This is a genomic window from Nocardioides hwasunensis (assembly GCF_014779665.1).
GTDB lineage: Bacteria > Actinomycetota > Actinomycetes > Propionibacteriales > Nocardioidaceae > Nocardioides > Nocardioides hwasunensis.
Genome location: NZ_JACXYY010000006.1, coordinates 356,745 through 375,706, shown reverse-complemented (window position 1 = coordinate 375,706; position 18,962 = coordinate 356,745). Strand labels below are relative to the sequence as shown.

The window sequence follows — 18,962 nt, the reverse complement described above, 5'->3', positions numbered from 1 at the left end:
AACAAACCCAACCCCCACACCACAAAGATGCACCAGGCCAGACACACGTTGACGTCAACGGGGCAAAACAAACTAATTCGTCGACTAATCAAACACACTGTTGAGTTCTCAAAAATCAGACGCACCCACATCGTGATCCGGTGAGGATCTCGGTTGCGTGAGGCAACTGGTGAAACCTAGCGAGTGACTTTCTGACGAAGCAAATCCTCGCCTGTGTCACTGCGACCCGGTGGTGTCACCGTGACCGATGACCGCTTCGGGTTGTCCTGCCCGGGGCCGGGAGCCCGACCTGACCGGTCTTGCTCCCCGCCGCTCCCTGGCGACAAAGAGAACAGTATGCGTACTCATGACATCGCGCAAATCGAGATGGTGTGACCGCGAGCACATCGACGTTTTCGCAGGTCAGAGGCCTGTTGTGACAGGTGGGGCGTCAGGGACGGGCGCGTCGGCCCGCTCCTGGCGCCCCACCTCGAGGTCATCTGCCGGTCATCGAGCGGCCCCGTTCAGGACACCTCGACGCCGGCGAACTTCTTCTTCCCGCGACGCAGCACGAGCCACGAGCCGCCCACGAGGTCGTCGTCCGTGGGCTGGAGCTCGGGGTCCTCGACCCGCACGTTGTTGAGGTAGGCGCCTCCCTCGGCCACCGTGCGCCGCGCCTCCCCCTTGCTCTTCGCCAGCCCCGAGGTCACCAACAGGTCGAGGATCCCAGGCAGGTCGCCGACGGGCAGCGTCGTACCCCCGGCCTCGCGCAGCGCCGAGGCCAACGTGTCGGGCTTGATCGAGGCCAGGTCCCCTCCGCCGAAGAGGGCGGCCGCGGCGGCCTTGGCCTGCTCGACCTCGTCGGCACCGTGCACCAGGGCGGTCACCTCGTCGGCCAGGCGCTTCTGCCCCGCCCGCAGGAACGGCTTCTCGGCGGTCTGCGCCTCCAGGTCCTCGATCTCCTCGCGCGTGAGGAAGGTGAAGATCCGCAGCAGCTCGCCGACCTTCTCGTCCTCGGCGTTGAGCCAGAACTGGTGGAAGGCGTAGGGCGAGAGCATCTCCGGGTCGAGCCAGAGCGCTCCTCCCTCGGTCTTGCCGTACTTCGTGCCGTCGGTCTTGGTGATCAGAGGGGTGGCGAACCCGAAGGCGTTCTCCCCCGTCACCCGGCGGACCAGCTCTGCCCCGCCGGTGATGTTGCCCCACTGGTCGGAGCCACCGAACTGGAGCGTGACGCCGCGTTCGCGGAAGAGGTTGAGGTAGTCCATGGACTGGAGCAACACGTAGGAGAACTCGGTGTAGCTGATCCCGGAGTCGAGACGTCGCTTCACCGTGTCGCGCGCCAGCATCCGGTTGACCGGGAAGTGCTTGCCGATGTCGCGCAGGAAGTCGATCGTCGAGAGCGAGGCGGTCCAGTCGTAGTTGTTCACGGTCGTGGCCGCGTTGTCGCCCTCGAACGACACGAACCGCGACACCTGCTGGCGCACGCGCTCGGTCCACTCCTTCACCGTGTCGGCGGAGTTGAGCGTGCGCTCGCCGGAGTCGCGCGGATCCCCGATCATCCCGGTCGCCCCGCCCACCAGGATGAAGGGCGTGTGGCCGGCGTCCTGGAGCCGTCGTGCGGTGACCAGCTGCACCAGGTTGCCCATGTGCAGGCTCGGCGCAGTCGGGTCGAAGCCCACATAGAACTTGACGCTCCCCTCGCCCAGCGACGCCCGGAGCGCGTCGCGGTCGGTGGAGTGCGCGACCAGGCCGCGCCACTCCAGCTCGTCGAGGATGTTCGGGGTCGTCACGTGGGGTCCTTCGGGTGAGGTCGATTGGTGGTCGCGCACTAGCCTAGGGCGAGCACGGAGGAGGACCGCACGGTGATCGCAGGTAGGTACACCCTCGGACGGGAGATCGGTCGAGGCGGTTCGGGCACCGTCCACCTGGCCCACGACGAGGTGCTCGGCCGCACCGTGGCCGTCAAGCGGATCGGGGTGATGCCCGGCTCGGAGAACGCACACCTCGAGCGCGTCGGACGCGAGGCACGGCTGGCGGCCGCGCTCAACCACCCCCACGTGGTCTCGGTCTTCGACCTCGTCGCGGAGGGCGAGGTCCACTGGCTGGTGATGGAGTACGTCGACGGCGACCCGCTCAGCGAGACCGTCCGCAGCTCGGGGCCGCTGGAGGCCACCGAGGCTGCCGCGCTGCTCGCGCAGGCGGCGGACGCGCTGACCGACGCCCACGCCGCCGGCATCGTCCACCGGGACGTGAAGCCGAGCAACATCCTGGTGGCCCACGGGGTCGCCAAGCTCGGGGACTTCGGCATCGCGCGGTCAGCCGACGACGCCTCCCTCACCCAGACCGGGCTCGTCACCGGCTCCCCCGCCTATCTCGCCCCCGAGGTGGCCTCGGGGTCCTCCGCCACGCCGGCGAGCGACGTCTGGTCGCTCGGAGCCACGCTCTTCCACGCGGTCACCGGCCACGCGCCGTACGAGGTCGGCGACAACCTCATCGGTGCGCTCTACAAGATCGTCCACGAAGACCCGCCGCAGCTTCCCGACGGGCACCCGATGGCCGGCCTGCTGACGGTGATGATGAACCGTGACCCCGAGCAGCGCTGGCCGATGCGGAAGGTCCGCGACGAGCTGGCCAGGATCGCCCGCGGACAGCGGTCGACGGTCACCGCGGTCCCCGTCGCCGCGGTCCCGCCCCCGGACCCGACCGGGTCGATGCCGGTCGTCGCCACCGCATCGACCACACCGGCACGCTCGCGCAGACGCGGCTGGGCGTGGATCGCGGCCTTCGCGGTGCTCGCGGTCGGCGCCATCGTGACGGCGTACGTCTGGGCCGGACGCGGGACGCCCGAGGCGGCGCCCGACCGGGGCGCGGAGAGTCCCCGGGCCTCGGAGACCTCGGAGGCCGGGACCAGCACCAGTCCTCCACCGCTGTCCGCGGAGGACACCCGCGAGCAGATGGACGCCTTCATCACCTCCTACCTCGCGACGGTCACCAGCGACGCCCGGGCCGGCTTCGAGCAGCTCACTCCCGAGTTCCAGGAGGCCAGTGGCGGCTTCGGCGGCTACAACAGCTGGTGGAGCAAGGTCCGTTCGGCGACCCTCACGCAGGTCGCGAGCGACCCCTCGGACCTCACCGTGGGCTACACGGTCGACTACGTCATGAAGTCCGGCGCGCGGAACACCGACCGGATCCGCCTCCAGCTGCAGCGCTTCGACGACCGCTACCTGATCGCCGGCGAGGGCTGACCCGCCCGGTCTCAGCGGCCGAGCTCGTGGCGCTGCGCCCAGAGTGCGGCCTGGGTGCGGTCGGCGACGCCGATGCGCTGGTAGACCGACGTGAGGTGCGCCTTCACCGTGCGCTCGGTGATGCCCAGGCGCTGGGCGATCTGCTTGTTGAGCAGGCCCTCCACCACCAGACGCAGGACCTCGGCCTCCCGGGGCGAGAGGTCAGCCGCGCCACCGGGACCCGAGCCCGGTCCCTCACCACCGCGGGAACCCCGCGAGAGCAGCCGGCGGGCGGCACGCGGGTCGAGCGGCGACTCACCACGGGCCACCGCGCGAATGCCGTCGAGGAGCACCTCGGGCTCGGCGTCCTTCAGGAGGTAGCCCACCGCGCCCGCCTCGATGGCGGCGTCGATGCGGGCGTGGTCGGAGAACGACGTCAGCACGAGGACCTCGGTGCCCACCTGCTCGGCGACGATCGACCTCGTCGCCTCGACGCCGTCGAGCACCGGCATCTGGAGGTCCATCACGGCGACGTCGGGTCGGTGCTCGCGCACCAGCTCGACCGCCTCGCTGCCGTCGCGGGCGACGCCGACGACGGCGAGGTCGTCGGTCGACTCCAGCAGCCCCGCCAGCCCACGACGTACGACAGCGTGGTCGTCGGCCAGCACCACTCGGATGGGGCGGATCGGGTGTGTCATGTCAGGGGGACCTCCATCCGCACCATCGTGCCCGAGCCCGGTGCGGACTCGACCTCGAGCGTGCCGCCGTGCTCGCGGACCAGGCTTCCGGCCGCGCGCAGACCGAACCGGTCGTTGCCCGGCACGGCCCCGGGGTCGAAACCCGCTCCGTCGTCGACGACCTCGAGCACGAGCGCTGCTCCCTGACGGTGGACGGTGAGGGACATCCGTCCCGCACCCGCGTGCCTCGCCACGTTGCGGACCGACTCCTGGGCCACGCGCCAGACCAGGGCGACGGCCGAGCGCGGAGCGTCCGCGTCCCCGCTGACGTCGACGTCGACCGCGACGCCGCTCGCCACGAGCGGGGCGACGAGGTCGTGGAGGGCCGCCTCGATGCCGGCGGTGTGCAGGTCGGGCGGATAGATCTCGACCAGCAGGGACCGGAGCGCGCGCATGCTCACCCGCAGCGACCGCCCGACCTCCTCGAGCTCCACGCGGTGGTCGCCCTCGGCGCGGGCGGCGAGGGTCGACAGGGCCATCGACGACCCGGCCAGGTCCTGGACGACGCCGTCGTGCAGGTCGCGAGCGATGCGCAGCCGCTCGTCGTCGGAGGCGCGCACGGCGGCCTCGAGGAGCCGCTCACGCTCGCGTGCGGCACGGGCGATGCGACGGGACAGGAGCCACACGAGCGGGGTGCTCAGGGCGACGAGCGCGAGCAGGGAGGCGATCGTGATCGGCAGGAAGCGGTCGAGGATCTGCGCACGGCTCTCGCGGATCTGGTCGACGCCCAGGTAGGCCTCGAAGAGCAGCGGCTGGCCCTCGGGCGACTCGATGCGGGTGTAGACCTCGAGCAGGTCGCCCCCGAACTCCCGCTCGAACCGGTTCTCCGGCTTCGCGAGGTCGGACAGCTCCGCGTCGGTCCCGCCGTGCTCCAGGACCTCGAGCTCGTCGTCGTCGAGCGGGTAGACCGCGCCGATGAGCTCGGTGCGGTCGCTGTAGAGCACGGTGCCGTCGCGGTCCCACACCTTGACCCGCAGCACGTCGCCCACCAGCAGGCGGTCGAGCGCGGTGCGGTCGAGCCGGTCGATGGCGGCCGGGTCGCCGTCCACCAGGCCCGCCGGGATCGCCGGCTGGGCCACCGACTGGCCGAGCACCCACGTGAGCGACCGGGCGTCCCCCACGGCCTCCTCGTCGGCGGCCGAGCGGCTGAGCGCGCTGGTCGCGACGAGCACCACCACGAGCACGAGGAATCCCGTGGCCAGGAACTGCACCACGGGATTCGTCAGCCAGCGCATGGGGTCCTGTCTCCGGTGAGGTCAGTAGTTGACCACACCCCGGCACACCTTCCCCCGATGCACCGCACGGAAGGCGATGGTGTCCGTGCCCGCGAGGTCGACGACCGTGCGCTCGACCTCGAAGGAGCCGCTGCGGCCGGTCGTGGTGCCGGCACCGCGGTCGCTCACGGAGCCGTTGTGACGCAGGGTCCAGCGCCACCGCTGACCGGCGACGTTGCTGTCCACCTCCCCCTCGACCTCGAGGCGTCCGTCGTCAGGCTTGACCTTGAGCTTCCAGGTCGCGCCCGCGCCGCAGCGGCCGGTGCGGACGACCTCGTCGTCATCGCCGCCGTGTCCGCCGTGGTCGTCGCCCGCCGGGTCGTCGTCGCCGCCGCTGCGTGGCGCAGCCGCGCCGACCTGGTGTGCGGATGCCGCGGTGGCACCGGTGCCGACCAGGCCGGTGGTCAGGCCGGCGAGGGCGACGGCGACCGCGAGCGAGCGGGCGAATGAGCGGGTGGTGGTCACGGATCCTCCTGGGTGGGTGGGCCCAGCGTGGCCGACCAGACCCCGGTGGGACAGATGTCCGATGGTGCTAGTACCTCTCGGTGCCGGCTTCCACGCTGCTCGGGTCCGCGGTCGCGGCGAGCCGTTGCAGCTCCGCCACGTGGCCAGCGAACGCTGTCCGGCCCGACCCGGTGATGCTGGCCCAGGTGCGGACGCGACCGTGGCCCGCGGGCTTGGCGAGCACCACGTAGCCGGCGTCGACCAGGACCTTGAGGTGCTTGCTCAGCACGGAGTCGGCCACCCCGAGCGACTCCCGCAAGGTGGCGAACTCGGCCCGGTCGACCGCGACGAGCAGCGCACAGATCTGCAGGCGGTTGGGTGCGTGCACGACCTCGTCGAAGCGCGGGACGCTCACGCCGCCGCCCGTCGTCGCAGGTCGGCGCGGTTCACGGCGTCGTACACGGGTCCGAGCACGACGGTCGCGACCAGGGCGGACGCAGCGAGCAGGAGCACGCTCGTGGCGGCGAGGTCGCCGACGAGCACCACGATGAGCACCGGCACCATGATGCCCGCGGCGAAGACCGCGAGGGCCAGGCCGCTGCGGAGGCTGTCGGGGAAGCGGGCCACGACCCCCGCGTGGCTGGCGTAGGCGTGCACCAGCCAGCCGGCCCCGACCGCGACGGCGAGCGAGGAGAGGACCGCCAGCGGACTGGCGAGGAGACCGTGGGCCGCGACCATCTGCGCGACGAGGAGCCCCAGGGCGGGGTAGTACCAGCGCGGTGTACGCAGGCGAGCGGCGACCTCGCGGCGCGACTCCGCGACGGCGTCGAGCGAGCGGCGAGCATCGTGACCGGAGACGTTTTCCATGACGGAAAGACTAGTCGTCACTTTCCGTCTCGGCAAGTCACTGGTGACGGGCGACGGGCTCTGGAGTCACCGGATATCCGGTGACCACCCCGCTTGTCACACCAGATCTCGGGTACGAAGCGGGAGTCTCACCGGATATCCGGTGACTCCAGCCCGGCGCCGAGCGAGCTCAGGCGTCGGCCTGGAGACGGAGCCCAGCGAGCAGGAGGTCGAGGCCGGCGCGGAACTGTTCCGTGTCGTCGTGGCCGGCGAACTCGTCGGCGATGTGGTGCACGAAGGGGAACTCGGCCGGGTCCAGCGAGCGCCACTGGTCGGCGAAGCGCTCGATGTGCTCGTCGCGCTCGACCGAGCCGTCGACGACCTCCTGCGGCGGCTTCTGGCCGAGGTCGGCGGCGATGCCGACGACGAACCCCATGACGGCCGACACGGCGTGGAACGACTGGCGCGGGGTCAGGTCGAGGCGCAGCACCTGCTGGCCGAGCCGTTCGTAGAGGGCCAGGGCGTTGGGCTGCACCCCGGTGTCGCGCATGAAGTAGGCGCCGAGCCAGGGCCGGACGGTGATCGCGCCGAAGAGGGCCACCGCGATCGCGCGGAGATCGTCGATCGGGTCCTCGGAGCCGTGGAAGTCCTCGGTGTCGACGAGGACTTGGGCGACGACGTGGTCGCTGGCGCGGTCCAACAGCTCGTCCTTGTTGGCGACGTACCAGTAGATGCTCGCCGCTCCCCCACCGAGCCGCGCGGCGAGCGCGCGGAAGGTCAGCGCGGAGTCGCCCGCCTCGTCGAGCAGCGCGACGGCCTCCGAGATCACCGCCTCCATGGAGTGCGCGGCACGACGGCGACCGCCGCCTCGTCCTGCTCTCTCGCCAGCCATGTGACCCATCCCATCACGTCGTCATCCGTCGACTTCTTGCGCAATCATCGAACAGTGTTCTATGTTTCGAACGTTGTACGACAACCGTACAGCGTTCGATCCTCGGATCGACACTCCAGACACTCACCAAGGAGGTGCCCGCCATGACTGCTCTCACCGTCCAGCCCGCGCCGGCCCGTACGTACTCCTCCCTCCGGGCGGCGTGGATCCCGCTCTTCGCGCTCTGCCTGGCCTTCTTCGTGGAGATGGTCGACAACACGATCCTCACGATCGCGCTGCCGACCATCGGCCGCGACCTCGGCAGCGGCACCACCGCCCTCCAGTGGGTGACCGGCGCCTACTCGCTCACCTTCGGCGGCCTGCTGCTGACCGCCGGCTCGATGGCCGACCGCATCGGCCGCCGCCGCGTCCTGCTCTGGGGCCTGAGCGCCTTCGGCGTGATCAGCCTCGCCGTGGTGCTCGTCGAGAGCGCCGGCGAGCTCATCGCGCTGCGCGCGGCACTCGGCCTGGCCGCGGCGGCCATGGCGCCCATCACGAACTCGCTCGTCTTCCGGCTCTTCGACGACCAGGCGCTGCGGATGCGCGCGATGACCCTGATGATCGTCGTCGGGATGAGCGGCTTCATCCTCGGCCCGGTGATCGGCGGCTCGGTGCTCACGCACGTGCGCTGGGAGTGGCTGCTCGTCGTCAACGCCCCGATCGCGCTCATCGCCTGGATCGGCGTACGGATCGGTGTTGCAGCCGACCGCCCGGAGGACCTCACCACCGACCGCCTCGACCTCCCGGGCGCCTTCTTCAGCATCACCACGATCGGCCTCGCCTGCTACACGCTCACCAGCGGCATCGAGCACGGTTGGCTCTCGCTCGTCACCCTCGGGTCGGCCGTCGGCGCGCTGCTCGCGCTGGCCGCGTTCGTGCGGCACGAGCGTCGTACGGCCGAGCCGATGCTCGATCTGAAGCTCTTCTCGAACGGCACCGTCCGCGGTGCGGCGATCGCCCAGGTCGGTACGTCGGTCGCGATGGCCGGCGTGATGTTCGGCCTGATCCTGCACTACCAGTACGCCTACGGCTGGAGCCCGATGAAGGCAGGTCTGGCGAACCTCCCCCTGATCGTCACGATGATCCTCGCGACCCCGATCTCAGAGGGCCTCGGCAAGCGCTTCGGCCACCGCATCGCGTGCCTCGTCGGCGCGGGCCTGCTCGCCGGCTCGCTGGCCGGCCTCTCGTGGGGTGTCGACCACGGCTATGTCGCCATCGCGGCCTCCGTCGTGGTCATGACCGTCGGCCTGCGCACCGTCATGACGATCTGCGCCGTCGCCCTGGTCGACGCGATGCCCGCCAACCGCACCTCGATCGGCGCCGCCCTGAACGACACCGCCCAGGAGGTCGGCACCAGCGTCGGCACCGCCGTCGTCGGGACTCTGATTGCCGCCCTCGTCACCGCGACGCTGCCGGCCGGCACGTGGAGCAGCGACCTGGTCGCGTCGTTCTTCCACGGCGAGCGGGTGACGTACGCCGCCCTCGCCGTGATCGTCGGGCTGGTCGCCGGCGCGGGCGCCTTGACACTGACCGACTCACGGTCCGTCGACGAGGCGCACTGATCGCACTGGTGGTGCCTCAGGCGCGCGAGCGGGCCAGCAGGTAGACGAAGTACGGCCCGCCCACGAGTGCGACCACCAGGCCGGCCGGGAGCTCGGCCGGCGCCAGGGCCGTACGTCCGATCGCGTCGGCCGAGGCGAGCAGGGCAGCCCCGATGAGCACGGCCACCGGCACCACGCGCGCGTTGCGGCCGCCGACCAGGCCCCGGGCGGCGTGCGGTGCGACCAGCCCGACGAAGCCCACGACGCCGACCGCGGTCACGCTCAGGGCCGTGAGGACCGCGGCGGCAAGCAGCACCGTGAGTCGCACCTTCTCCATCCCGATCCCGACCAGGCGCGGCGTGTCCTCGTCGAGCGCGAGCAGGTCGAGCTCACGGCGCGCGACCATCGCCAGGGGCAGCACGACCGCGAGCGCGACGGCCACCGGCACCACCTGGCCCCAGGACCGGCCGTACGTCGTCCCGGACAGCCAGGTGAAGATCTCCGGGGTGTCGTAGGGGCTGGCCCGCAGCAGCAGGAAGGTGGACACGCCCCCGGCGAGCGCCGAGACGCCGACCCCGACGAGCACGAGACGGTCGGAGTCGAGCCCGTGGCGCCACGAGACGGCGTAGACGACCGCGAAGGCGATCAGCGCACCGACGACGGCCGCGACCACCAGCGCCGTACGGCTGCCGGAGCCCAGCGTCACGACGACCACCGCCCCGACACCCGCTCCCCCGGCGATGCCGAGGATGCCGGGCTCGGCCAGCGGGTTGCGGCACGTCGCCTGCACCAGGCAGCCCGCGACAGCCAGGCCCGCGCCACCGAGCACGGCGGCGACCACCCGCGGTGCGCGCTCGTCCATCACGAACGCGAGCAGTGGCGGCGCATCACCCCGGGCCCACACCAGGACGTCCCCGCTGCGGAGCCGGGTGTAGCCGAGCATCAGTCCGGCCAGGACCGCGGTGACCACCACGGCTGCCACGACGACGAGGACCATGACGAAGCGGGCGCGACCGTGCACCCCGATCCGGGCCGACGCCGGTCGACGTGTCGGTCCGGAGTCACGCGCGCCGCGGGCCAGCACCACGAGGACGACGGCGCCGAGGAGCGTCGTGGTGACGCCGGTCGGGATCGCGATCGCCCGGTCGGCACCGAGGGCGGACCGCATGACCAGGTCGGCGCCGACCACCATCAGCGCGCCGACCAGCCCGGACGCGAGGACCAGCACGCCGTGGCGGAGCACCCCCGGGATCGCGCGGCCCAGGAGACGAGCCGCCGCGGGTGCGCAGAGTCCGACGAAGCCGATGGGGCCGGCGAGCGTCACCGCGGTCGCGGCGAGCAGCACGCCCAGGAGGACGGCGGCGATCCGGGTGGTGCGGACGGGCACCCCCAGCACCGACGCGGTGTCGTCGCCGAGGCCGAGCAGGTCGAGCCGCCGTGAGGCGAGGAGCGCGAGGAGGGTGGCGAGCACGATCACCGGCGCGGCCTGGAGGAAGGCTCGCAGGTCGAGCTGGTTCAGCGAGCCGTTGCCCCAGGCGAACAGGCCCGTGGTCTCGGTGCGGAACAGGATGAGGAGCGCCGCGGTCGCCGAGCCGAGCGCCATCGCCGTGGCCGAGCCGGCCAGGATCAGCCGTGTCGTCGACGTCCCGGCGCCGCCGGCGAGGACGAGCACGAGGGTCGCCGCCAGGAGGCCGCCTGCGAAGGCGACCAGGGTGGATCCCCACAGCGGCACCGCGATGCGGAAGGCCGCGACGGCCGTCACCGCGAAGAACGCGCCGGCCGTCACCGCGAGGGTGTCGGGCGAGGCCAGCGCGTTGCGCGAGACCGACTGCAGCAGCGTGCCGGCGACGCCGAGGGCGAACCCGACGGCCAGGCCGGCCGCCAGCCGCGGCAGCCGCGACCCGATCAGGATGTCGCGGGTGCCCGCGTCGTCGGGCGAGGGTGCGACGAGGAGGCCGACGAGGTCGCGCAGGCCTACCCCCGACGTGCCCTGGGTGAGGTGCCACCCGGAGACGAGCGCCAGCCCGGCGAGGAGCCCGAGGAGGACGCCGGTGCTCCCGAGCCGGGACCCGAGCCCCAGCCGGGGCACGACGTCACCGGCGCTCGCCGGCACGTCCCCCGGGAGGACGGGTCCGGCGCTGGCCGGCCGACGCTCGTCGAGGCTCATCGCTCGCTCGTCACCATCGCCCGCTGCGCCGTCAGCCGGCCAGCGTGTCGACGTAGGCGTCGATCACCTGCATCGACGACCGGGGGCCGCCGAAGGTCCAGATGCCCTCGGGGAAGGCGCGGTAACGCCCGTCCACGACGGCCGGGAGCTGCTTCCACACACGGCTCTTGGCCAGCTCGTCGAACACGTCGCCGGAGGAGTCCTCGGTGCCGGTGTGCAGCAGGTTGGCGTCGCCGACCTTCGTCATCCCCTCGATGTCGGTCTGGCCGAGGCCGTAGAACTCGTCGACGTCGCCGGTCCACACGTTGGTCAGCCCCAGCTCCTCGCCGAGGTCGCCGACGAGCGACCCCTTGCCGAAGGGGCGGATGGCGACGTTGCCGCCGTCGACCCAGCCGTCGAAGTAGACGAAGTCGGTGGTCGGCAGGTCGGCGTCGGCCATCGCCTGCTTGCCCTCGGCCAGCTTGGCATCGAACTCCTCCAGCACGGCGTCGGCGCGCTCGGTGCGGCCGGTCGCCTCGGCGATCAGCGAGAAGGTGTCCTTCATCTTCTTCACCGACCCGGAGGCGTCGGCGCCGATCGTGGCCAGGACCGGGACGTCGTACTTCTCGAGCTTCTTGAGGACCGGGTCGTCCTCGGTGTAGACCTCGGTGATGACCAGGTCGGGGTCGGAGGAGAAGATCGCGTCGAGGTTGGGCTCACCGCGCACGCCGACGTCGGCGACGCCGTCCGGCAGCTCCTCGGCCGAGACCCAGGTCGAGTAGCCCTCGACGTCGGCGACGCCGACGGGGGTGAGGCAGAGGCTCAGGACGTCCTCGATCTGCTGCCACTCGAGCACGACCACCCGCTCCGCGGGCTGCTCGAGGTCGACCGTGCGGCCGAGGTCGTCGGTCACCGAGACCGGGCCCTCCGCCGGCGCCACGTCGGCGCACCCGTCACCCGCCGCAGCGGTGGTGGCCGGAGCCCCGGACGTCGCTCCGCGGTCGGCGTCGGAGATGTCGGAGGTGCCGCAGGCGGCGGTGGCCAGGGCCACGGCCGCGAGGGCGGCGGTGAGCTGGCCGGGCTTCATCGTCTTCTTCATGCTTCCTCACTGGTGGGGCGGTTGGCGCGGGACTGGGGACTGGGGTCTGGGCTGGGCGCGGGACGCGTGGCGGCCGACGGCCTCGACGCGGATCCGGTCGCTGACGGGATCGACGCTGGTGCGGACGTCGATCTCGTAGACCTCGGTGAGCACGTCGTCGCGCAGCACCTCGATCGGCGTCCCGCTGGCACGGACCCGGCCGCGCTGGAGCAGGACGAGGTCGTCGGCGACCGACGCGGCGTGGTTGAGGTCGTGGAGGACGACACCGAGGGCGGTGCCGAGGTCGTCAGCCAGCTCGCGCACCAGGTCGAGGATCTCGACCTGGTAGCGCAGGTCGAGGTGGTTGGTCGGCTCGTCGAGCAGGAGCACGCCGGTGTCCTGGGCCAGGCACGTGGCCAGCCAGACGCGCTGCAGCTCGCCGCCGGAGAGCTCGTCGACCGGGCGGTCTGCCATCGCGACAGTGCCGGTGGCCTCCATCGCGCGGGTCACCGCGTCGCGGTCGGCGTCGGCGAGGCCGGCGAAGCGGGAGCGGTGCGGGTGGCGTCCGAAGGTCACCACGTCGCGCACGCTCAGGCCAGAGGGGTGGGGGCGCGACTGGCTGAGCAGCGTGACGCGGCGGGCGAACGCCCGGGCGTTGAGCGGGGCGGCGTCGTCGCCGTCGAGGCGGACCGATCCCGAGGTCATCGGGTGCAGGCGCGCGAGGGACCGCAGCACCGTGCTCTTGCCGCTGCCGTTGGGGCCGATCAGCGCCGTCACCCGACCCGGGCGGAGCGACAGCGACACCTCGTGCACCACGGGGTGGTCGCGGTAGCCGAGGACGAGGTCCTGGCCGTGCAGGGCGGGCGCCGCAGTGGTGGTCACGGCCGACCACTCTACGACATAGGTAAGGCTTGCCTAACACCGCATCGAGGGTGGGTCACCCTGCTCAGTAGGGCGGGTGGGGCTCGAACCCACGACCCAAGGATTATGAGTCCTCTGCTCTGACCGACTGAGCTACCGCCCCGTGCGCCGCGCAGCCTAGCGGGACCGATGTGTGGATTCCGCGACGCAGGGTTGCCTTGACGTAGTAGAAGTGTCGTCGGCGATCAGCGAGCACTGACGATCGGGGGATCACCGTGGGACAGGCAGCGGAGGGGCGACCCGTGCCGGGTCGGCTGCGCCTCGACGAGCCCACGCGCGAGCACCTCGAGATGCTCGCACAGGGCGCTGCGGCGCTCGCCCAGTTCAACCTCGCAGCGATCAGCATCCGCGACGGCGACGAGCTCGAGGTCGTCGCTGCCTACGGTCCGGGCGTCGCCGGTGCCATGGTCGGCAAGCGTCTGCCGGTCGCGGTCCTGGAGGCCGAGCTGGCGCAGGCCGACGACTGGGGGCCGTGGCGCTTCGTCCCGCACGAGCGCGAGACGCCGGAGATGGTCGACTACAGCTACGTCCACGCCAGCGCGACCGCAGTCGGCCCGGACGCGTGGCACCCACGCGACCTCCTGGCCGCACCGCTGCTCGACGACGACGGCGAGCTGCGCGGACTGCTGTCGGTCGACATGCCGCTCGACGGACGCCGACCCGACCGGCGACGTCGCGCGCTGCTCGACAGCTGCGCGGCGGTGACCCGGCGCACGGCACTGACCGCTCTCGAGCGCCTCGAGCTCGCCGAGCGCGTACGACTCGCGGCCCAGGCGCGCGACATCGTGCGCCGGGCCCTGGGTGAGCCCTCGCTCGACCTCGTCGTGGAGGCGTCACGCTCGGCGATCACGACCTGCTTCGACGCCGTGGGCATGTGGTTCACCGCCTTCGACGCGCAGGGCGGCACCTCGTCGGCGTGGTACGCCGAGGGCGCGGACGAGGGCGTGGAGCCGACGCTCTACGCGGTCGACGACGTCGTGATCGCGATCGCGGACCGCGCGTGGGCCGACAGCCGGGTGGTGCCCTTCTCGGCAGCGCGGCCCGACGTGTCCGGGCTCCCCGCCGCCGACCGCGACCGGCTGTTGGACCTCCTCGGCCGCATCGGCATCGGGTCGGTGCTCCTGGTGCCCCTCGGGGTCGGTCCGGACTGCCTCGGCTTCCTCGCGCTCGCCCGGGCGTCCCGCAACAAGCCGTGGACCACCGTCGAGCTGGCCACCGCGGTCGACATCGGCCACGACCTCGGCCACGCCGTGGCGCACGCGCGACAGGTCGACCAGCTCCGCCGGATCGACACCTACCGCACGCAGATGGTCAACACGCTCGCGCACGAGCTGCGCAACCCGCTGTTCACGGTGTCGGCCAACCTGGAGATGCTCGGGGACTCCGACCTCGACCGCGGCGACCGCACGTCGGTGACCTCGGCCTCCCGGGCGGTCGACCGACTGGGCGGCGTGCTCGACGACATGCTGACGATGGCCCGGGTCGCCGACCCGGACGCCGCCTTCGAGCCGGAGCGGGTCAACCTGGTCGAGGTCCTCGCCGCGGTCGAGGAGGACTGCGCCCCGGTCGCCCGGGCCAAGTCCGTCTCCTACGTCGTCCACCCCCCGGAGGAGCCGTTCGGGGTCTCCGGTCGGCCGGACGAGCTGCTGCGGCTGTTGAGCAACCTCTCGAGCAACGCGGTGAAGTACACCGACGCCGGCGGTCGCGTCGACGTACGCCTGACGCGGTCCGGAGGGGACGTCGCGATGAGCGTCACGGACACGGGCATCGGCATCTCCGAGGAGGACCAGGACCAGCTCTTCCGCGAGTTCTACCGCTCGACGAACCCCGACGCGCTCGAGCGCCCCGGCACGGGGCTGGGGCTCGCGATCGTGGAGCGGATCGTGCGACGCCACTCGGGTCGCGTCGAGCTCACCTCCACGCCGGGCGAGGGCACGACCGTCACCGTGACGCTCCCGACCGCCTGATCACGCCCGAGCACCGACGTCCGGGTCGACGTCCAGATCGGCGTCCAGCGCGACCTCCATCTCGAGCATCCGCTCCACCACCCGGAACCCGAGACCGGTGTTGGTGCGGTGCATGGCGGCGTTGTCCGGGTCCGTCCAGGTGTGGACGAGGGTGACGTGCTCGGGGAGATCGGCGTAGTTGGCCGCCTTGAGGGCCGCGCCGAGCCGGCGGCCGCGGTGCTCGGGCATGACGAGGGTGTCGTCCTGCCAGCCGTAGTCGGCACCGTGCGGCACGAACATCAGGGAGTAGCCGCCGAACAGGCCGTCGGTCCGGCGACGGGCAGCCGCCACGCGGACGTCGTAGGACCGCATGAGGCGCTCCTCGGAGTCGACGAGCCGGGTGTCGTCGAGCACCGCGGCCTCGACGTCGAGGTCGCCGGTCGGGACGTCGGCGTTCATCTGGTTGCGCATCGCGAGGTAGGCCGTGCGGTGCTCGTCCGGGCACCTCCCGCGCCAGCGGACCACCTCGTAGGCCGGGTCGACCAGCGCCGCGGCCACGGGCAGGTGCGCGACCAGGTGGTCCTCGCGATGCATCTCGACCGCCCCGACGGCCCCCGCGAAGTCCTGGCCCGGCCCCGCCACGTCGAGGTCGAGCGTCACCTCTCCCCCGATCCGGCTCCGACCCGCGTCGCGCGCCCGGACCACGACCGCGTCCCACAGCGCGCGGCCGATCCCCCGACGTCGGTGCCCGGGCAGCACCGCCACCTCGGTCCAGGCCACCTCGGTGTTCTCGCTGAGGGGCAGCTCGAGCTCCGCGGTGCCCACCACCTCGCCGTCCACGACGGCCTGCAACCAGGAGCGCGCGAAGTGCTGGCTCGGCGCGGTGGCGACCACCTCGAACGCCTCCAGGGTGGTGGTCAGCGCGTGCGGCCGGTCGGCCCGCACCGCCGTGACCAGTGCCTCGTGCCACGCGCGACGAGCGGCGGGATCGGTCGGGTCGAGCTCAGTGATCTGCACCTGCGCATGCCACCCCACCGGTCGGGGTCCACGCAAATGCAAATCCCGTTTCGACTTACTGTTGCGCGCCGGGCATGCAACAGTGTGGCGTCTCGGATCGGCTCGGGTGGTACGGGAGGACCCTTCGGTGGCCAAGAACAGAGCAGCGCTGCTGTCCCCCTCGCAGCGTCACCTCGTGACGCGGTTCGGCTACGGCGTCGACGCCACCCTCGCCGCGGACGTACGCCGTGCCGGCGGGGCCCAGGCATGGTTCGAGCAGCAGCTCACCCGGCCCGGCTCCTTCCCGGACGCCGAGGCGGACCGGACGCGCCGCTGGTGGCCCGACCTGGACCGTGGGCCGATGGAGCTGTGGAAGCGCCAGGTGCAGGAGATCCGCGGTGGCTGGCAGGTCATGGAGGACTACGGCCGCTGGCTGCTCGTGCGCCGCATCCACACCCGCCGGCCCGTGCTCGAGAAGATGACCGAGTTCTGGGAGGGCATGCTCCACGTGCCGGTCAGCGGCGACGCGCAGTTCACCTGGCGGGTCGACTACGGCGACACCGTCCGCACGCACGCCCTCGGCCGCTTCGACCAGCTGCTGGCCGCGACCACCACGCACCCGGCGATGCTCATCTTCCTCTCCGCCGCGCAGTCGACCAAGCGGGCGCCGAACGAGAACCTCGGTCGCGAGCTCCTCGAGCTGCACACCCTGGGCACGGGAAGCTACAACGAGGACGACGTCAAGGCGTCCGCCCGGATCCTCACCGGCTACCACGTCGACATGTGGGAGACCTGGAAGGCGTCCTACGTCAAGGAGGACCACTGGACCGGCAGGGTGAAGGTCAAGGGCTTCACCCACAAGAACCGCAAGGGTGACGGTCGCGAGGTCACCCGGGAGTACCTCCGCTACCTGGCCCACCACCCGCTGACCGCGCACCACGTCGCCGAGCGGCTGGCGACGAAGTTCGTCCGCGACGACCCGCCACCGGCGCTGGTCAACCGCCTCGCCAAGGTCTACCTCAGCAACGACACCGCCATCGTGCCGGTGCTGCGGGCGCTCGTCGCCAGCAAGGAGTTCCGCGCCTCGGCCGGGAAGAAGCTGCGCGACCCGAGCGAGGACGTGGTGGCGACGTACCGCGCCCTCGGCGTACGCATCGACAAGCCCCGCTCCGAGGACTCCGGTGTCCACGCGATGCTCTGGCAGGCATCCGGCCTCGGCCTCTCACCCCACGCCTGGCCGCGGCCCGACGGGACGCCGGTGTCCAACGACATCTGGGCCTCCCCCGCGCGGGCACTCGGCTCGATGGGCATGCACTGGTCGATGGCCGGTGGCTGGTGGCCGACCAAGGACCTGCACTACCGCAAGCCCAGCGCGTGGGTGCCGGCCAAGAAGAAGATCCGCTTCGCCGACCTCGTCGACGAGGTCAGCCGCGACCTGCTCCACCGGCCCGCGACCAGGAGCCTCGTGCAGACCGCGAGCCTGGCCACGGGCTGCCGCAGCAAGGAAAAGATCGACCGCGAGCACGACCTCTACCAGTGGGGCTTTCCCCGGTTGCTCGCCGCTGTCCTCGACTCCCCCGACCACCTGGCGTGCTGACATGACCGACAACGAGTTCGTCTCCACCAGCTCCTGCGGCTGCCCCGACTACGACGAGGCCCGGCTCGCGCTGAGCCGCCGCGCGCTCCTCGGCGGCACGGCGCTCGCCAGCGGCGCCCTCGCCCTCGGGCCCGGCCTGAGCGGCACCGGCCCTCGGGCGTACGCCGTCACCGGACGCGCCTCGACGCGGCTGTCCTCACCTCTCGGCTCCGTGCTCGTGCTGCTCTCGTTGCGCGGCGCGGCCGACGGCCTGTCGCTGGTCGTGCCCCACGCCGACCCGAGCTACTACGCCGCGCGTCCGCGCATCGGCATCCCGCAGGCCTCGCTCCTCGTCCCGGACGCGATGTTCGGGCTGCACCCCGCGCTCGAGCCGCTCGTGCCGATGTGGAACGCCGGCTCGCTGGCCGCCGTGCACGCCACCGGCATGGCGACGCCGAACCGTTCGCACTTCGCCGCGATGGAGGCCATCGAGGACGCGGCGCCGGGATCGAACGAGCGCAACGGATGGCTCAACCGGCTCCTCGGTGAGCTCCCGGGCGCCTCCCCGCTCCAGGGCACCGCGATGGGCAACCAGGTCCCGACGTCGCTCTTCGGCACGAACCCGGCCTTCGTCGTCGGCCGCGTCGACAACGCCAAGCTGGCCGGCGCCGAGGAGGACGGCCGTCGCCTGGCCTCGCTCAAGCACGCGTGGAAGGGCAGCGGCCCGATGAGCAGGGCGGTCCGTGACGCGATCGCCGGCGCCGAGACGTTCGGCGCGGCCCGCGACACCCCGGTGGGCACGCCCGCCACGGCGTACCCCGGCAGCGACCTGGGCAAGGCGCTCTCCGACGTCTCGCGCATCGTGCGCTCCGGCGTCGGCGCCGAGGTGATCACCGTCGACCAGGGTGACTGGGACATGCACACCGACGCGGGCACGCTCGAGTGGGGCGAGATGAAGAACAACGCCGGCGACCTGGCGCGCTCGATCGCCGCCTTCTTCGCCGACCTCGGCCCCCTGGCCGACCGGGTCACCCTGGTGACGCTGAGCGAGTTCGGCCGTCGGGTGAAGGAGAACGACGACTACGGCACCGACCACGGCTTCGGCAACGTCATGTTCGTCGCCGGCGCCGGCGTGCGGGGCGGGCGGTACTACGGCTCGTGGCCCGGCCTGCAGAACACGCTCGACGGCGACCTGCTGGTCACCACCGACTACCGCAGCGTGCTCACCGAGGTCGTCACCAAGCGTTTCGGCGTCTCGGTCGCCCAGGTCTTCCCGGGCTTCGCGCCGCAGTCCGTCGGCGTGATGGCCTGACGCACCCCGAC

Annotated in this window: 16 protein-coding genes and 1 tRNA gene; 5 read left to right on the top strand and 12 right to left on the bottom strand. The window is 72.0% G+C overall.

The genetic code is table 11. The features are described from left to right. Positions 1-503: 503 nt before the first annotated feature. Positions 504-1,769 carry a tyrosine--tRNA ligase gene (gene tyrS / locus IEZ25_RS16355; protein WP_318152275.1) on the bottom strand — a complete coding sequence of 422 codons (1,266 nt, stop codon included), beginning with the start codon at positions 1,767-1,769 and terminating at the stop codon, positions 504-506. Between the two features lie 72 nt (positions 1,770-1,841). Between tyrS and IEZ25_RS16350 the strand changes: the two genes are divergently transcribed. After that, on the top strand, positions 1,842-3,224 hold the full coding sequence (locus IEZ25_RS16350) for a serine/threonine-protein kinase (RefSeq protein WP_191200503.1): 1,383 nt from the start codon (positions 1,842-1,844) through the stop codon (positions 3,222-3,224). 11 nt (positions 3,225-3,235) lie between these two features. Here IEZ25_RS16350 and IEZ25_RS16345 read toward each other — a convergent pair whose 3' ends face one another. The 6 genes from IEZ25_RS16345 to IEZ25_RS16320 all read right to left on the bottom strand — a co-directional run bounded on the left by IEZ25_RS16345 (position 3,236) and on the right by IEZ25_RS16320 (position 7,396). Beyond that, the gene (locus IEZ25_RS16345; RefSeq protein WP_191200502.1) at positions 3,236-3,901 is read right to left on the bottom strand and encodes a response regulator; all 666 of its coding nucleotides are present in this window, start codon (positions 3,899-3,901) and stop codon (positions 3,236-3,238) included. Continuing rightward, on the bottom strand, positions 3,898-5,175 hold the full coding sequence (locus tag IEZ25_RS16340) for a sensor histidine kinase (protein ID WP_191200501.1): 1,278 nt from the start codon (positions 5,173-5,175) through the stop codon (positions 3,898-3,900). Before IEZ25_RS16340 ends, IEZ25_RS16345 begins: the two co-directional genes overlap by 4 nt. Positions 5,176-5,196: 21 nt before the next feature. Further along, the gene (locus IEZ25_RS16335) at positions 5,197-5,679 is read right to left on the bottom strand and encodes a hypothetical protein (protein WP_191200500.1); all 483 of its coding nucleotides are present in this window, start codon (positions 5,677-5,679) and stop codon (positions 5,197-5,199) included. 67 nt (positions 5,680-5,746) lie between these two features. Beyond that, entirely contained in the window at positions 5,747-6,073 is a 327-nt protein-coding gene (locus IEZ25_RS16330) for a transcriptional regulator (protein ID WP_191200499.1), read from the bottom strand. After that, positions 6,070-6,525 (bottom strand): hypothetical protein, encoded by a 456-nt coding sequence (locus IEZ25_RS16325; RefSeq protein ID WP_191200498.1) that lies wholly within the window; start codon positions 6,523-6,525, stop codon positions 6,070-6,072. The genes IEZ25_RS16330 and IEZ25_RS16325 overlap by 4 nt, the downstream gene beginning before the upstream one ends. A gap of 169 nt (positions 6,526-6,694) precedes the next feature. After that, positions 6,695-7,396: a TetR/AcrR family transcriptional regulator gene (locus tag IEZ25_RS16320; protein ID WP_191200497.1), complete on the bottom strand. Its 702-nt coding sequence runs from the start codon at positions 7,394-7,396 to the stop codon at positions 6,695-6,697. 143 nt (positions 7,397-7,539) lie between these two features. On the opposite strand from IEZ25_RS16320, the gene IEZ25_RS16315 reads away from it, so the two are divergent. Next, a complete protein-coding gene (locus tag IEZ25_RS16315; RefSeq protein ID WP_191200496.1) occupies positions 7,540-8,997 on the top strand; it encodes an MFS transporter in 1,458 nt (485 codons plus the stop codon). 16 nt (positions 8,998-9,013) lie between these two features. Here the strand turns inward: IEZ25_RS16315 and IEZ25_RS16310 are convergent, their stop codons facing one another. The 4 genes from IEZ25_RS16310 to IEZ25_RS16295 all read right to left on the bottom strand — a co-directional run bounded on the left by IEZ25_RS16310 (position 9,014) and on the right by IEZ25_RS16295 (position 13,224). Next, positions 9,014-11,143: an iron ABC transporter permease gene (locus tag IEZ25_RS16310; RefSeq protein ID WP_191200495.1), complete on the bottom strand. Its 2,130-nt coding sequence runs from the start codon at positions 11,141-11,143 to the stop codon at positions 9,014-9,016. A gap of 31 nt (positions 11,144-11,174) precedes the next feature. Next, positions 11,175-12,221 carry an iron-siderophore ABC transporter substrate-binding protein gene (locus IEZ25_RS16305; RefSeq protein WP_191200494.1) on the bottom strand — a complete coding sequence of 349 codons (1,047 nt, stop codon included), beginning with the start codon at positions 12,219-12,221 and terminating at the stop codon, positions 11,175-11,177. A 6-nt stretch (positions 12,222-12,227) separates the two neighbouring features. Next, positions 12,228-13,082 (bottom strand): ABC transporter ATP-binding protein, encoded by an 855-nt coding sequence (locus IEZ25_RS16300; protein WP_191200493.1) that lies wholly within the window; start codon positions 13,080-13,082, stop codon positions 12,228-12,230. A 68-nt stretch (positions 13,083-13,150) separates the two neighbouring features. Then, a tRNA-Ile gene (locus tag IEZ25_RS16295) sits at positions 13,151-13,224 on the bottom strand. 139 nt (positions 13,225-13,363) lie between these two features. On the opposite strand from IEZ25_RS16295, the gene IEZ25_RS22320 reads away from it, so the two are divergent. Next, positions 13,364-15,088 (top strand): sensor histidine kinase, encoded by a 1,725-nt coding sequence (locus tag IEZ25_RS22320; RefSeq protein ID WP_191200492.1) that lies wholly within the window; start codon positions 13,364-13,366, stop codon positions 15,086-15,088. Here the strand turns inward: IEZ25_RS22320 and IEZ25_RS16285 are convergent, their stop codons facing one another. Then, positions 15,089-16,084, bottom strand: coding sequence for a GNAT family N-acetyltransferase (locus IEZ25_RS16285; RefSeq protein WP_191200491.1), 996 nt, complete (start codon positions 16,082-16,084; stop codon positions 15,089-15,091). Positions 16,085-16,211: 127 nt separating this feature from the next. On the opposite strand from IEZ25_RS16285, the gene IEZ25_RS16280 reads away from it, so the two are divergent. Next, on the top strand, positions 16,212-17,660 hold the full coding sequence (locus IEZ25_RS16280; protein WP_191200490.1) for a DUF1800 domain-containing protein: 1,449 nt from the start codon (positions 16,212-16,214) through the stop codon (positions 17,658-17,660). Between the two features lies 1 nt (position 17,661). Continuing rightward, positions 17,662-18,951, top strand: coding sequence for a DUF1501 domain-containing protein (locus IEZ25_RS16275; protein WP_191200489.1), 1,290 nt, complete (start codon positions 17,662-17,664; stop codon positions 18,949-18,951). The last annotated feature ends 11 nt before the right edge of the window (positions 18,952-18,962 follow it).

What these genes read in the sequence shown, in the direction of transcription:
- IEZ25_RS16345 (WP_191200502.1), bottom strand. Translation starts at nt 3,901, where the DNA reads ATGACACACCCGATCCGCCCCATCCGAGTGGTGCTGGCCGACGACCAC.
- IEZ25_RS16325 (WP_191200498.1), bottom strand. Translation starts at nt 6,525, where the DNA reads ATGGAAAACGTCTCCGGTCACGATGCTCGCCGCTCGCTCGACGCCGTC.
- IEZ25_RS16310 (WP_191200495.1), bottom strand. Translation starts at nt 11,143, where the DNA reads ATGAGCCTCGACGAGCGTCGGCCGGCCAGCGCCGGACCCGTCCTCCCG.
- IEZ25_RS16275 (WP_191200489.1), top strand. Translation starts at nt 17,662, where the DNA reads ATGACCGACAACGAGTTCGTCTCCACCAGCTCCTGCGGCTGCCCCGAC.
- IEZ25_RS16340 (WP_191200501.1), bottom strand. Translation starts at nt 5,175, where the DNA reads ATGCGCTGGCTGACGAATCCCGTGGTGCAGTTCCTGGCCACGGGATTC.
- IEZ25_RS16315 (WP_191200496.1), top strand. Translation starts at nt 7,540, where the DNA reads ATGACTGCTCTCACCGTCCAGCCCGCGCCGGCCCGTACGTACTCCTCC.
- IEZ25_RS16305 (WP_191200494.1), bottom strand. Translation starts at nt 12,221, where the DNA reads ATGAAGAAGACGATGAAGCCCGGCCAGCTCACCGCCGCCCTCGCGGCC.
- IEZ25_RS16320 (WP_191200497.1), bottom strand. Translation starts at nt 7,396, where the DNA reads ATGGCTGGCGAGAGAGCAGGACGAGGCGGCGGTCGCCGTCGTGCCGCG.